This is a genomic window from Kytococcus sedentarius, assembly GCF_041937525.1.
GTDB classification, from domain to species: Bacteria; Actinomycetota; Actinomycetes; order Actinomycetales; family Dermatophilaceae; genus Kytococcus; species Kytococcus sedentarius_A.
This window is the reverse complement of sequence record NZ_CP169391.1, coordinates 598,787-611,798: the sequence shown is the minus strand read 5'-3', so window position 1 is coordinate 611,798 and position 13,012 is coordinate 598,787. Positions and strand designations below refer to the sequence as shown.

General features: G+C 73.9%; 13 protein-coding genes. 1 reads left to right on the top strand and 12 read right to left on the bottom strand.

Annotated elements, in window-relative coordinates; genetic code table 11:
- Positions 1-90: 90 nt before the first annotated feature.
- The 8 genes from ACEY2A_RS02805 to ACEY2A_RS02770 all read right to left on the bottom strand — a co-directional run bounded on the left by ACEY2A_RS02805 (position 91) and on the right by ACEY2A_RS02770 (position 6,625).
- On the bottom strand, positions 91-1,350 hold the full coding sequence (locus ACEY2A_RS02805; protein WP_374929366.1) for a class I SAM-dependent RNA methyltransferase: 1,260 nt from the start codon (positions 1,348-1,350) through the stop codon (positions 91-93).
- A 27-nt stretch (positions 1,351-1,377) separates the two neighbouring features.
- Positions 1,378-2,106, bottom strand: coding sequence for a DUF3159 domain-containing protein (locus tag ACEY2A_RS02800; protein ID WP_374929365.1), 729 nt, complete (start codon positions 2,104-2,106; stop codon positions 1,378-1,380).
- Complete coding sequence (locus tag ACEY2A_RS02795) at positions 2,106-2,987, bottom strand: DUF3710 domain-containing protein (RefSeq protein WP_374929364.1); 882 nt, start codon at positions 2,985-2,987, stop codon at positions 2,106-2,108. The genes ACEY2A_RS02800 and ACEY2A_RS02795 overlap by 1 nt, the downstream gene beginning before the upstream one ends.
- Positions 2,988-3,032: 45 nt before the next feature.
- Entirely contained in the window at positions 3,033-3,488 is a 456-nt protein-coding gene (dut, locus tag ACEY2A_RS02790) for a dUTP diphosphatase (protein WP_374929363.1), read from the bottom strand.
- Between the two features lie 5 nt (positions 3,489-3,493).
- Positions 3,494-3,790, bottom strand: a complete 297-nt coding sequence (locus ACEY2A_RS02785; RefSeq protein WP_374929362.1) for a DUF4193 domain-containing protein — start codon at positions 3,788-3,790, stop codon at positions 3,494-3,496.
- Between the two features lie 117 nt (positions 3,791-3,907).
- A complete protein-coding gene (locus ACEY2A_RS02780; RefSeq protein ID WP_374929361.1) occupies positions 3,908-4,849 on the bottom strand; it encodes an inositol monophosphatase family protein in 942 nt (313 codons plus the stop codon).
- Positions 4,839-5,993, bottom strand: a complete 1,155-nt coding sequence (locus ACEY2A_RS02775) for a ferrochelatase (protein WP_374929360.1) — start codon at positions 5,991-5,993, stop codon at positions 4,839-4,841. Before ACEY2A_RS02775 ends, ACEY2A_RS02780 begins: the two co-directional genes overlap by 11 nt.
- A complete protein-coding gene (locus tag ACEY2A_RS02770) occupies positions 5,990-6,625 on the bottom strand; it encodes a trimeric intracellular cation channel family protein (protein WP_374929359.1) in 636 nt (211 codons plus the stop codon). The genes ACEY2A_RS02775 and ACEY2A_RS02770 overlap by 4 nt, the downstream gene beginning before the upstream one ends.
- A gap of 169 nt (positions 6,626-6,794) precedes the next feature.
- Here ACEY2A_RS02770 and sepH point away from each other — a divergent pair, with 169 nt between their 5' ends.
- The gene (sepH, locus tag ACEY2A_RS02765) at positions 6,795-7,853 is read left to right on the top strand and encodes a septation protein SepH (RefSeq protein ID WP_374929358.1); all 1,059 of its coding nucleotides are present in this window, start codon (positions 6,795-6,797) and stop codon (positions 7,851-7,853) included.
- Positions 7,854-7,859: 6 nt separating this feature from the next.
- Here the strand turns inward: sepH and ACEY2A_RS02760 are convergent, their stop codons facing one another.
- Genes ACEY2A_RS02760 through ACEY2A_RS02745 form a run of 4 tightly spaced genes read right to left on the bottom strand, consistent with a single transcriptional unit; the run spans position 7,860 to position 12,983 of the window.
- Positions 7,860-8,552: a thymidine kinase gene (locus ACEY2A_RS02760; RefSeq protein ID WP_374929357.1), complete on the bottom strand. Its 693-nt coding sequence runs from the start codon at positions 8,550-8,552 to the stop codon at positions 7,860-7,862.
- A gap of 3 nt (positions 8,553-8,555) precedes the next feature.
- The gene (locus ACEY2A_RS02755; RefSeq protein ID WP_374929356.1) at positions 8,556-9,830 is read right to left on the bottom strand and encodes an alkaline phosphatase family protein; all 1,275 of its coding nucleotides are present in this window, start codon (positions 9,828-9,830) and stop codon (positions 8,556-8,558) included.
- Entirely contained in the window at positions 9,827-10,429 is a 603-nt protein-coding gene (locus ACEY2A_RS02750) for a DUF5998 family protein (protein WP_374929355.1), read from the bottom strand. Before ACEY2A_RS02750 ends, ACEY2A_RS02755 begins: the two co-directional genes overlap by 4 nt.
- A 58-nt stretch (positions 10,430-10,487) precedes the next feature.
- Positions 10,488-12,983 (bottom strand): GNAT family N-acetyltransferase, encoded by a 2,496-nt coding sequence (locus ACEY2A_RS02745; RefSeq protein WP_374929354.1) that lies wholly within the window; start codon positions 12,981-12,983, stop codon positions 10,488-10,490.
- Between the last annotated feature and the right edge of the window lie 29 nt (positions 12,984-13,012).

The following is a 13,012-nucleotide window of genomic DNA, read 5'->3' as shown; positions in this document are numbered from 1 at the left end:
GGGATGACCTCGCACTTTTTATCTTGACGTCAAGATACTACCAGACGGGCGCCTCCGGCCGGGCCCTGCACGCCCGAGCCGAGCGCGGCTTCAGCGACGACGCAGCGTGGCGATCGCCTCCAGATGATGGGTGGTGCCGAAGGCGTCGAAGCCGACCACCCGCTCCACCTCCAGCCCCAGCTCCGCCGCGTGCCCGAGGTCCCGCCCCAGGGCGGCCGGGTCGCAGGCGACGTAGGCCACCCGCGAGGCGCCGCTGCCCGCGACCGCCTCCATGACGGCCCGGCCGGCACCCGTGCGGGGCGGGTCCAGGACCACCAGGTCCGCACCGCCCTCCCACCGGCCCAGGGTCTCGGCCACATCCCCCACCACCAGGTCGGCCACCGTGCCCGGGGCGTGCTCCTCCAACGCCGCGGCGCACGCGTCCACGGCCGGCTCGTGCCCCTCCACGGCCAGCACCTGGCCGGTGTCCCCCACCGCCAGTGCCAGGGGCACGGTGAATGCACCCGAGCCGCTGAACAGGTCCCACACCCGCTCCCCCGGGCGCGGCTCCAGCTCGTTCAGCACGTGCTGCACATAGGTGGCCACCGCCGCAGGGTGCGCCTGCCAGAAGCCGCGCGCCCCCAGGCTCACCCCCAGCGGCTCCCCCTGCGGCGAGACGGTCTGCTCACGGATCACCGGCTCGTCCCCCAGCACCCGCCCGCGCTGCCCCAGCTCGACCGCCACCGGCTCGCCCACCGAAGGGTCCACCACGTCGACGCCCCGCACCCCGGGATCGCGCGGGCGTCCGAGCCCGGCCGCACCCACCACCCCCTCGGTGGCGATGAGGCAGTCGTCCACCGCGATCACCTCATGGCTGCGGTGTCGCCGAAGGCCGGGCACCCCCTCGGGTCCGAGGGTGAACTCCACCCGGGTGCGCCACCGCAGCCCGGCGGGCCCAGCGGACTCCAGCCGCCGCATCTCCACCGGCCCGGAGTACCCGCCCAGACGCCGCAGCTGGTCAGTGAGCACGTGCTGCTTGAGCTCCAGCTGGGTCTCGGGCGTGGCGTGCTGGAAGTCGCAGCCCCCACAGCCCCCCGGCCCTGAGTAGGGGCAGGGCGCCTCGCGGCGGCCCGGGGCCGCACGCAGCACGTCCACCGCATCGGCCCGCAGGAAACGGCTGTCGGACCCACCCTCGGTGACCTGCAGCTCCACCTGCTCCCCCGGCAGGCCGTGCCGCACGAAGACCACCCGCCCGTCCGGCATCCGGGCCACGCAGTGCCCCCCGTGGGCCACCTCCCCCAGCTCGACCACGGCCCGGGTCCCCACGAGGTCGGACTGCCGGGGGGAGGAACGGTTCTGGCGGCGCGACATGGCCCGAAGTCTAGGCGCCACGACGCGTCAGACGCGGTCGTCGACCGCCGTGCGCCCCGCCACCAGCATCCACACCATGACGGCCACGGCCACCAGGTAGAGCGGCCACCCCATCGCGATCTTGGCCACCCCCAGGGCGGCCACGTTGCCCGCCAGGTACATGGGCAGCATCACCGCCACGCGCAGGGCGTAGAGGGCCACCAGCACCCAGGTCAGACGCGAGCAGACCCGCACCATGGCCCGCGAGGTGCGCCAGCGGGTGGGCTGCTGCTCGAACTGCGGGTCGCCGATGGCCACGAGGAAGCCGATGAGGGGCCAGCGCACCAGGATGGACGCCAGCGTCACCACGCCCCAGGCCGCCGACATGAGGATGCCGGGTAGGAAGGCGTCCTCGGCGTTGCCCGAGCGCAGCGCGAAGAAGGCCGCGAGGGCCGTGGCGAACAGCGAGGCACCCACGTAGCGCAGGGTGCCGCCGGTGACCAGACGCGCCGCGGCCAGGACCAGCACCACCACGGCCGAGGCGATCACGGCGCCGGTGAGGTCCTCCCGCACCAGCCACCAGACCACGAAGGCCACCGTGGGCAGGGCGGTCTCGAGCGAACCGCGCCACCCCCCGAGGGTGTCGGCCAGCCGGTGACGGATCACCGCCTCGACGGTCTCGGTCACCCCGGTGGGGGCAGTACGGCCGTCCTGCTGCCCGGGGGCACCGGGGGCCGTGGCCGCGTGGGGCTGCACCGGCGGGACGGGGGTCGCCATCAGGCCGGGGCGGATCCCGGACGCGGCTGGCTGCGCGCCGCCATCGACCCGTTCTCCGGCGTGTCCGAGGGCAGGTGCAGCGGCAGCAGCGAACGCGGCTCGCGCGGCACGTCGTCGCGGTGCACCACGGTGGCCTTGATGAGGGCGTACATGAGACCGGCCTTCTCCCGGTCGACCGCGGCCGGCCCGGAGATCACGGCGCGGAGGAACCAGCGCGGGCCGTCCACACCGATGAAGCGCACCGGCGCGGTCTTGGCCTCCGCCTGGTCCGAGCCCAGCTTGCCGGTGCGCGGCATGCGGGCGTGGATCTCCGGGCCCAGCGGGCCCTCCACGATGGCACCGTGGCTGCCGGACTTCTCCAGCCCATCCACCAGACCGTCACGGATCTCCTGCCACAGCCCGCCCGAGATGGGGGCGGCGTAGGCCTGGAGCTGCAGGTTGGAGTCACCCAGCAGGATGTTCACGGCCGTCACGGCACCGGTCTTGCGGTCGGACTCCAGGCGCATCTGCATGCCGCCCACGCCGGGCACCCAGATGGACCCCATGTCCACCCGGTTGCGCGGGGAGGGCACCTCGGTGGAGTCGTACGGGCCGGTGGCGCGCAGGCCCTCGGGGCGCGGCAGCCCCAGCGCCACGGCCTCCTCGGCCTCGGCACGCAGCATGTCGCGGTGGGCCGGTGCCATCTCCTCGGCCTCGTCGGGGATGGGCTCGGCCGGGGTGTCCTCCGCCAGCAGGGCCTCGAGGCCACCCATGCGGTCGATCTCGTCCGCGGAGAGTCCGAGCTCGCGCAGCTCGTCGTCGGTGAGGTCCGCGCCGCGGACGCCCCCGGCAGGGGTGGGCTCGGCGTCGCGGGGGGTGCGGGACCGCTTGAACAGTGCCATGTGCCTCGGTGTCTCCTCGTCGGTGCTGCGTGCGGTCGCCGGGGTTCAGCGGCCGGTGGACCCGTGCCCGCCGGCGCCGCGGTCGGTGGCGCCCAGGTGCGTGGCGTCCTGGACCTCCTCGATGGGGGGCAGCTCGACCCGCTGGACCACCAGCTGGGCGATGCGGTCTCCCACCCTCACCGTAAACGGTGCGGAGGTGTCGGTGTTGAGCAGGCACACGCGGACCTCGCCGCGGTACCCCGCATCGATGGTGCCGGGGGCGTTCACGATGGTGATGCCGTGGCGGGCCGCCAACCCGGAGCGGGGGTGGACCAGGCCCACCGTGCCCGGCTCCAGGGCGAGGGCGATGCCGGTACCCACCAGCGCACGCTCTCCCGGCGCGAGGGTCAGCTCCTCGGCCGCGTGGAGGTCCGCCCCCGCGTCGTCGGCATGCGCCCGTGAGGGAAGGGTGGCCTGCGGCGACAGCCGGGCCACCCGCAGCGGTGCCGACGTGGTGTCCATGCGCGTCAGGCGCACTCGGAGCAGGTGAGCTGGCCGTTCTTCTCCGAGGCCAGCTGGCTGCGGTGGTGCACCAGGAAGCAGGAGCTGCAGGTGAACTCGTCGGTCTGGGTGGGCAGCACCCGCACCGACAGCTCCTCGCTGGACAGGTCGGCGCCCGGCAGCTCGAAGCCCTCGGCCTGCTCGGTCTCGTCGACGTCGACCTTGCCGGAGTTGGTGTCGCCGCGGCGGTTCTTCAACTCCTCGATCGAGTCGGCCTCGATGTCGTCGTCGTTCTTGCGGGGAGCGTCGTAATCGGTCGCCACAGCCATCTCCTGGAAGTGAGGGTGTCACCACGCCCGGCTGGCGTGGCACGCGCGGAGAGTGCCCCATCCGCGGAGTTTTTGCAACACCGTTACGAGGTGGGGCATTCCCCGCCCGGCTCAGGCACCCAGGCGCACCAGCTCGTCGTGCAACCAGTGCGTCATCGCGGGACCTCCCGCCACCACCATCGGCGCCCCGAGCGGCGCGCCGCCGAGGCCGGTGACCCGGCCGCCGGCCTCGGTCACCACGAGCACGCCGGCAGCGTGGTCCCACACCTGCGTGCCGCTCTCGTAGTAGGCGTCCACGCGGCCTGCGGCCACGCAGCACAGGTCGATGGCCGCCGAGCCCATCCGCCGCAGGTCACGCACCCGGGGAAGCAGCGCGGCTGCCACCTCTCCCTGCGCGGCCCGCCGCTCGGCGGCATAGCCGAAGCCGGTGGCCACCAGGCCCTGCGAGGCGTCGGGCTCGTGGCTCACGGTCAGCTCCCGCGGACCGCCGCGCGGCCCCTCCACCACCGCCCCCTGTCCGGCCCCGGCGTGGAAGAGCTCTCCCCACACGGGGGCGCTGACCGCACCGGCCACGGGTGCCCACGCGCCCGGCACCTGCGGATCACCCACCACGCAGGCCACCGAGACACCCCACGCCGGCAGGCCGTACAGGTAGTTGACCGTGCCGTCGATGGGGTCGAGCACCCAGGTCAGCCGCGGCCCCGCATCGTCACCGACCGCGGGCGCGGCCGGGGAGCTGACCGTCCCTTCCGCGGGCGCGTCGGCCTCCCCGTACTCCTCGCCGAGCACGGCGTCCGCGGGCCGCAGCCGCTGCAGCTCCTCGCGCAACCAGCGCTCGCTGGCCCGGTCGGCTGCGGTGACCACGTCGGTGGCGCTCGACTTCGTGCTCGCCACGCTCACCTCATCGGGTCGTCCGGCCACCAGGCGCTCCCCGGCCTCGCGTGCCAGGCGCGCCGCCACGGTGCGCAGCTGGCCCACCAGGGCGGGGTCGACGGCGGCGAGGAGCCGCTCCAGGGGCGCGCCCTGAGAGGTCGCTGAGCCCTCAGAGGTCATCGGCGGCCTCCGCGTACCAGTCGGGCTGCTCGTCAGGCGCGCCGCACAGGGCGGGGGCCGCGGTGCGCAGGTTCGGACAGCAGCCCGGCGCGCACTGCGAGGGCATGGGCACCGAGGGCGGCCACTGCCGCAGCGTGACCTCCTCACCCCGGGCCTCGCGGGCGCGCTCCTCGAGCAGGTCCACCAGGCCCACCACGAACTCCGGGTCCACCCCCACGGTGGGCACGCGCACCATCGTCAGCCCCAGCTCCTGCGCGGTGGCGGCGGCCTCCACATCGAGGTCGTAGGCCACCTCCATGTGGTCGCTCACGAAGCCGATGGGGGCGACCGCCACCGCCGTGAACCCCTCGGAGGCCAGCTCAGCCAGGTGGTCGTTCACGTCCGGCTCCAGCCACGGGTGGTGGGGCGCCCCGGAGCGCGAGCAGTAGGTCAGGTCGGTGCGCAGGGCGTGGCCCACCGTGGCCTCCACCTCGTCCTCGATGGCGCCGGTCAGCTGCTCGTGCTGCTGCTGGTAGACGTTCCCGTCGCTGTCGCCGGGGCCGGAGGTCTCGTCCATGGAGTCCGGGATGGAGTGGGTCACCATCACCACCGCCACCTTCTCCGGTGCGTGCTCGGCCAGCAGACCGCGCACCGCATCGGTCACCAGGCGCGCGTTGGTGGCAGAGAAGCCGGGGTGGTGGGCGTACGGGCGGACCTTGTCGATGCGCACGGGCTGGCCCCCCGCATCGTGGTGGTCGATCACTGCCCGGGCGAGGTTCTCGCGGTACTGGCGGCAGCTGGAGTAGCTGGAGTACGCACTGGTGGTGAGCGCCAGCAGGCGGCGGTGACCGGCCGCGGAGGCCTCGGCGACCACGTCGCCCAGGAAGGGCTCGCTGTTGCGGTTGCCCCACAGCACCGGCAGGTCGATCTCCCGCCGCGCCAGCTCCCGCCCCAGCGCCGCACGCAGGGCGCGGTTCTGGTCGTTGATGGGGCTGCGCCCGCCGAAGTGGGAGTAGTGGGCACCCACCTCCACCAGGCGCTCGTCGGGGATGCCGCGCCCCGCCGTCACCCGGCGCAGGAAGGGCAGCACCTCATCGGGGCCCTCGGGTCCGCCGAACGAGGTCAGCAGGATGGCGTCGTACGGGGCCAGGGCGTTCTCGGTCATCGGGGCTCTCCTGAGTGGCGGGCTTGGGGGGCGTGCCAGTCGAACACGATGGCAGCGATGCGGATTCCGAAGACCAGTCCGATGACGGGCCAGACGGTCTCGGGGCCGATGCGGTACAGGTGGTGGGCCGCCACGATGAGGGAGGCGCCCAGCAGGGCCGGGAAGGCGTACAGCTCGCGGCGCAGCAGCTCCGGCACCTGCCCGGCCAGCAGGTCGCGGAGCACTCCCCCTCCCACGGCGGTGACGGTGCCCACGATGACGGCGGTCACCGGGGCCACGCCGAACTCCAGGGCCTTGAGCGTCCCCGCCACGCAGAAGAAGGCCAGCCCCACCGAGTCCAGCACGCGGATGGGGCGCTTCACGCGGTCCACGCGGCCGTGGAGGGCGAAGGTCAGCAGGCCGGCGGTCAGCGCCATCGCGATCATGCGCCAGTCCGAGACCCCCACCGGCGGCACGGCGCCGATCAGCAGGTCGCGGATGGTGCCGCCGCCCAGGCCGGTGAGCCAGGCGAGCACCAGCACCCCGAACAGGTCGAGCCCCCGGCGCACCCCGACCAGGGCCCCGGAGACCGCGAAGGCGAAGACCCCGATGAGGTCGAGCGCCAACGCGAGCGCGGGGTCGAAGGGATTCATCAGCGGCATCGTACGGCGCGGCGTGGTAAGCCGCCGCGACAGCAGGGGCCGTGGCATGGTGCGATGGACACGTCTCCCGCGGGCCCAGTGCGGCTGCGCCGGTGAGGGGACAGGCAGAACGACACCTCGGACCGCGTCGCGGTGACGGGGCCGATGGCGAGGAGTGCAGATGGACGAGCTCACCTTCCTGGAGGTCGACGACTCCGGGACCCACCTGGTGGTGCAGGACGCCGCCGGCACGCGGTACCGGCTGGAGATCACCTCTGCCCTGGCCGCGGCCCTCCACCAGCGCCCGAGCACCGGTGCCGCGGCGAGCAGCCGTTCCGCTGCCTCGGCCCCCACGGCCATGACCCCGCGTGACGTGCAGGCGATGATCCGTGCCGGTGCCAGCACCCAGCAGGTGGCCGACATGTCCGGCTGGAGCACCGACAAGGTCTCCCGCTACGAGGCGCCCATCCTGGCCGAGCGCGAGCACGTGGCGGCCCTCGCCCGCGCCGTGCACCTGCCGTCCTTCGGGCGCGGTCCGTCCCCCACGCTGGAGAAGCGGGCCAAGGAGCGCCTGGTGATGCGGGGGCTGCGTCCCGACGAGGCGTCCTGGGACGCGTGGCGCCTGGACGGCAACCCGTGGGCGGTGAGCCTGTCCTTCGAGGCCGGTGGGCGCGAGCGGCGTGCGGTCTGGCACTTCGACCTCATCTCCTCGGCGCTGACGCCGCAGGACGATGAGGCCCGCTGGCTGAGCACCGCCGAGGAGGACGGCTACGACTCCGCCGCCCAGGGCGTGGATTCGCTGCAGCAGGACGAGGGGCCGGCCGAGCCGTCGGGCCACCAGCCCGTGAGCCACGCCGCCCGGGCCGGGGTCTCCCACGAGCGCCCGCTGCGCGCCGGTGACTCCCTGCAGGGTGAGCCGGCCGGCTCGGGCCAGTCTGAGCAGCCGGCCGACCAGAGTGGTCCGTCCGAGCAGTCCGAGACACCCCGCCACCGCGACCAGCACGAGCAGGCACTGGCAGAGGGCTCCGCCCCGCAGGACCAGGCCGGGACCGGATCCGGTGAGTCGCAGGCACCCGAGCAGCAGGACGCCACCGACCAGCAGGCCTCCGCGGACCAGCTGCCGCTGGAGGAGACCGAGAGCGCCCCCATCGCTCCCCGGCAGCGTCAGTCGCGCCGCGGCAAGGGGCGCCCCTCGGTGCCGAGCTGGGACGACATCATGTTCGGCGGCTCCAAGAGCTGACGCCGGTCAGCGCGCCGGCGGCACCGCGCACACGTCGAGGTCGAAGGGCAGGACCTCCCCCTCGGGGGAGCTCACCCGGGCCACGTGCGAGGTCATGCGCCGCATGAAGTGGCGCCGGCACAGCACCTCGTACTCCACCACCGGCGCCCCTGCCGTGCCGTCACCGCCGTCCGCGACGTCACCCACGGCCACCTGGTCGCCCTGCACCACCATGTGCCCGTCCACCACGCGAGCGTTGTGCGTGGCCCGCCGCCCGCACCAGCAGAGCGCCTCCACCTGCAGCAGCTGGGTGCGGTCGGCCAGCTCCAGCAGCCGCTTGCTGCCGGGGAACAACTCGGCCCGGAAGTCGGCGGTGATGCCGAACGCGAAGACGTCGATCTCCAGCTCGTCCACCAGTCGTGCGAGCTGTTCCACCTGGGCGGCGGTGTAGAACTGCGCCTCGTCACAGATCAGGTAGTGCACCGCGCGGCCCTTGCTGGCCTCGGTCACCACCATGGCGAAGAAGTCCAGCTCCTCGTGCACCTCCAGGGCCTGCCGCTGCAGACCCAGGCGTGAGCTGACGATGGCCTCCCCCGCCCGGTCGCGGGAGGTGAAGACCAGCCCGTGCCGTCCGCGGGCGCGGTGGTTGTGGTCCATCTGCAGGGCAAGGGTCGACTTGCCGCAGTCCATGGTGCCGGTGAAGAACGCGAGCTCAGCCATGGGTCACCGCGCCGGGACGAACAGGTCGGGCACGAGCAGCTCCTCGTGGTGCAACCCGCCGTGCCAGCCCTTCAGGGACATCTGGCCGGTGCTGTCCGGTCCGGGGACGAACGCCAGGAAGGTGGCATCGGTGCCCACCACCAGCACGTCGCCGATGCGGGAGACGTTCTCCGGGGTGATCCCCTCACCGAACCAGCCGCGCTCCACGGCCTCGGTGCGCGAGACCACCTCGGCGCCGGGGGCCTCCAGACCCGCCGCGCGGGAGTGGTCGGCCACCGCCTGGCGCCAGGCCGCCACCACGTCATCGACCCGATGGGGGTCGGCCTCCTGCTGGCGCCCCTCGGGGGTGTCCACCTCGCGGGGCAGGTAGAGGAAGCGGCACCGCGGGTCGCCCGCCACCGCATCGACGCCCTCCAGGAGGTGGGCGTACTGCGGGTCGTCGGTGCGCAGCGCGCCGTCCGGCGCGATGCCGAGCATCCCGTGGTCGGCGGTCAACGCGAAGTGCACGCCCGCGGGCAGGCCCTCGACGAGCTCCCGCAGGGCGGCGTCCAACTGCTCCAGCGCACCCACCCAGTCCAGGGAGCCGGGGCCCTGGGCGTGGCCGATCTGGTCGAGCACGGGCCAGTACAGGTAGGCGGCGGTCGGCTCGGCGGCGCTGGCGCGGCGGGCCAGGTCGAGCCCCGCGGCGGTCCAACTGCTCAGACCGTCGGCCGGCAGGTAGGTGCCACCCCGCTGGGCGGCGCGGGTGAGCGCGGAGGTGGCGAACTTCTTCTGGCCCACGCGGACCACGCGCACCCCCGCATCGGCCAGTCGACCGAACAGGGTGGGCTGCGCCTGCCAGGTGAGAGGGTCCGGCCCCTCCTTCCAGCTCAGGTGGTTGAACACCACCGAGGAGTGCGGGTCGCGCACGGCGTAGCCCACGTGACCGTGCACCGCCGGGGGCAGGCCGGTGGCGTGCGTGGCCAGCGAGACGGCCGTGGTGGAGGGGAAGCCGCAGACCGCCGGCACCGAACGGGTGGTGTCCTGCAGCAGCTGGCGCAGGAAGGGCGCGTGCCCGGCGTAGCGCTGCAGCAACGACCACCCCAGCCCGTCCACCAGCACGCTCACCACGCCGTGGGCCCGGGGCAGGTCGCGCACCGGCACGCCGGGCAGGTCCACGCCCAGCGAGGCCGCGAGGCTCGCGAACGAGGAGGCCAGACCCTGCGGGCCGTAGCCCAGGGCCGCGTCGGGGTGGTCGGTGGTCAGCAGCGGGTGGATGTTCACGGGAGGGGGCGTCACCGCCCCAGGCTCGCCTGGACGGTGCGGGCGAAGTCCAGCGCCTGCTGCACGGCCTGGGCGCCGGAGACCTCGCCGCTGACGCGCAGCGAGATGTCGTCGCCGGCCACGGTGCCCTCGTAGCCGTGGTCGCCCTCGCACTGGGGGTCGCTGCACTGGGCCGGCACCAGGTCCAGCCGGCTGATGGCGCCCCAGCCCAGGGTGAGCGTGACCTCCCGGCCCAGGCTGCCCGGCTGGTAGTCCTCCGGGTTGGCCATGACGTGCGAGAGCACCACCCCGCGCAGACGGGAGAGCGGCACGGTCTCGGTGGTGGCCATGGCCACCGGGGCCGACTCCACGTGCTCGGCGTCCCGGTCGTCCGCGTGCGCGATCACCAGCCGGCCCGGCGTGAGCACCAGCACCGTCAGGTGGCGGCGCACGGTGTCGGTGTCGAAGGTCGCCTCCTGGTGCACCAGGTGGGCCAGCACCTCCTGCCCCGCCACGGCAGTGGCCACCACGTCGGCCACGAGGGCCGGGTAGTAGCCGGCGGCCTCGATGTCGTCGGAGAGGTCCTGCGGCAGGGTGTCCGCCGGAACGGGCACGTCGTGGGGGCGTCCAAGCATGGGGGTCATCCTGCCACCCGGCACCGACAACCTGCCGGTGGCGCGACCGGCCAGCAGGTCACCGGGAGATGCTCCGCCGCCCGGCGTCCTGCCGCACCGCGGGGCGCTCCACGGTGGCGTGCGCAGCGTGCACCACCACGCCGCGGGGGCTGACCTCCACCGGGCTCAGCCGCAGCTCGGCCAGCTCCGGCACCGCATCGGCCAGCACGGACACCCGCGCCACCAGCTCCTCCAGGGCCTCGAGGTCCACGCCCCGCTCGGCCAGCAGGCGGCTGCCCTGCAGCTGGTCCACCAGGTCGTGCACGTCCGCATCGGTCAGGGGCGGCACCCGGTAGGAGGGGGTGCCCAGCAGCGCGGCCGTGGGGCCGTGGAAGCGCAGCGAGACCACCGGCCCGAAGAGCGGGTCCTCCGAGGCACCCACCACCAGCGGCACCACGTCCTGCGGCCACCCACCAGCGGGCTCCCCCGGCGCGTCGGGGGCCACGGTGATGCCCACGGCCTCCAGCAGGGCGGTGGTCTCCTCGGGCCGCAGCTCCCGGCCGGCCGGCGCCGTGACCAGCGCGTCGGTGGCGATCCCCTGGGCGGCGTCGATGGCCTGCCAGTCGATGCCCTCGGGTGCCACCAGCTCCCCGCGGGAGCTGCGCCGCCAGGCCGCGTAGCGCTCCACGGCGTTGAGGGCGCGCACCGCGTCCTCGGGAACCATGTACGCCGGCACCACCTCGGTGACCGGTCCGTCCGGGGTGTCCTTGGTGGCCGAGAGCGTCTCGTTCACCCCGTCCATGCCGGTCATGGTGGTCAGACAGGGCTTCTCGTGGTCCAGCGCCACCTGCGCCACCGTGCGCGCCACGTCCAGCCCGTCCCCCACCAGCGGCGGGATGAACACGGCCAGCACCGAGTGCACGGTGGGGTCCTCGAAGGCCTCGTGGAGCGCCTGGGCGATCTCCCCCATCGAGGCGTCGTGGGCCAGTGAGCGCGGCTCGCGCGCCATCTCCAGCCCCCAGCCCATGCAGGCGTCGGCGGCGAGCGCCGCCAGGGAGGTGGAGTTGCCCACCACGGCCACCCCGCGCCCGGCGGGCAGGGGCTGGTGCAGCACCAGCTGGGCGATGTTGAACATCTGGTGCAGGTTGCTCACGCGGATGATGCCGCTCTGGCGCAGCATGGCGTCCAGCGCCTCCGGCCGCGCCCGGCTCTGCCGGATGAGGTGACCCGGCGGCACCCCGTACCCGGAGGTGCCGGACTTGATGGCGATGATCGGCTTCTTGGCCGAGAGCCGCTGGCTGATGCGGAAGAACTTGCGCGCGTTGCCGAGGGTCTCCAGGTAGAGGCCCACCGCGGCGGTGTCGTCGTCCTCCATCCAGTACTGCATGACGTCGTTGCCGGACACGTCCGCGCGGTTGCCCGCCGAGACGAAGGTGGAGAGCCCCACACCGCGCTGGCGGGCCATCTGCGTGACCGAGACGCCCAGCGCCCCCGACTGCGCGAACAGCCCGAAGCGCCCGCGCACCGACGGCGCCCCGAGGGTGGCGTTCAGGGAGACCTCCGGGGAGGAGTTGCTCAGCCCGTAGGAGTTCGGGCCCACCAAGCGCATGCCGTGGTAGTGCACCAGGCGCAGCAGCTCGCGCTGCCGGCGGGCGCCCTCCTCGCCGGCCTCGGCGAACCCGGCGGAGACCACCAGCACCGAGCGCACCCCGATGGCGGCGCAGTCGGCCACCACCTCGTGGACCCGGTCGGCCGGCAGGGAGACGATCGCGAGGTCGATGGGGCCGCTCACCTCGCGCACGCTGGGCGTGGTGGCGATGCCGGCGAGCTCGCCCACCTCGGGGTGCACCACCTCCAGGCGGCCCTGGTAGCCGCCGGCCACGATCTCCGCGAGCACCTTGTGGCCGATGGTCTCCTCCCGCCGGGAGACGCCGATCATGAGCACCGACTCGGGGCGCAGCACGCGGGTCATGGAGCGGGCCTCGGAGCGCTGCTCGCGCGACTCGCGCACCTGCCGGGAGTGCTCGTTGGGCTCGATGTCGAAGGACACCGCGATCACGCCGTCCTCGAAGCGGTGGGCCACCTCGTAGCCGGCCTCGGTGAAGACGTTCATCATCTGCCGGTTCTCGGGCAGCACGTCCGCGGTGAACCGGCCCAGGCCCACCTCATCGCCGATGGCGGCGAGGTGCTCCAGCATCACCGACCCCAGTCCCCTGCCCTGGTGGGCGTCGGAGACGTTGAAGGCCACCTCGGCGGTGGTGGGGTCGATGCGGTCGAACCGGGAGATGGCGATGATCTCGCCGCCGATCTCGGCCACCAGCGCCACCCGCTGGTCCTGGTCCACCTGCGTGAAGCGGTCGAGGTCCTTGTCCGAGAGCTCGGGGATGGCGGCGAAGAAGCGCAGGTAGCGCGAGCGCTCGGACTGGCCGCGGTGGAAGGCGGCCAGGGCCTCCCGGTCGTCGGGGCGGATCGGCCGCACGTGGGCCACGGCGCCGTCCCGCAGCACGACATCCGCCTCCCAGGTGGCGGCCCGCGCCGCCCGGAGCTCCTCGGTGGTGGGCGCGACGTCATCCATGCCCCCATAGTGGCACCCCGCCCGGGTAG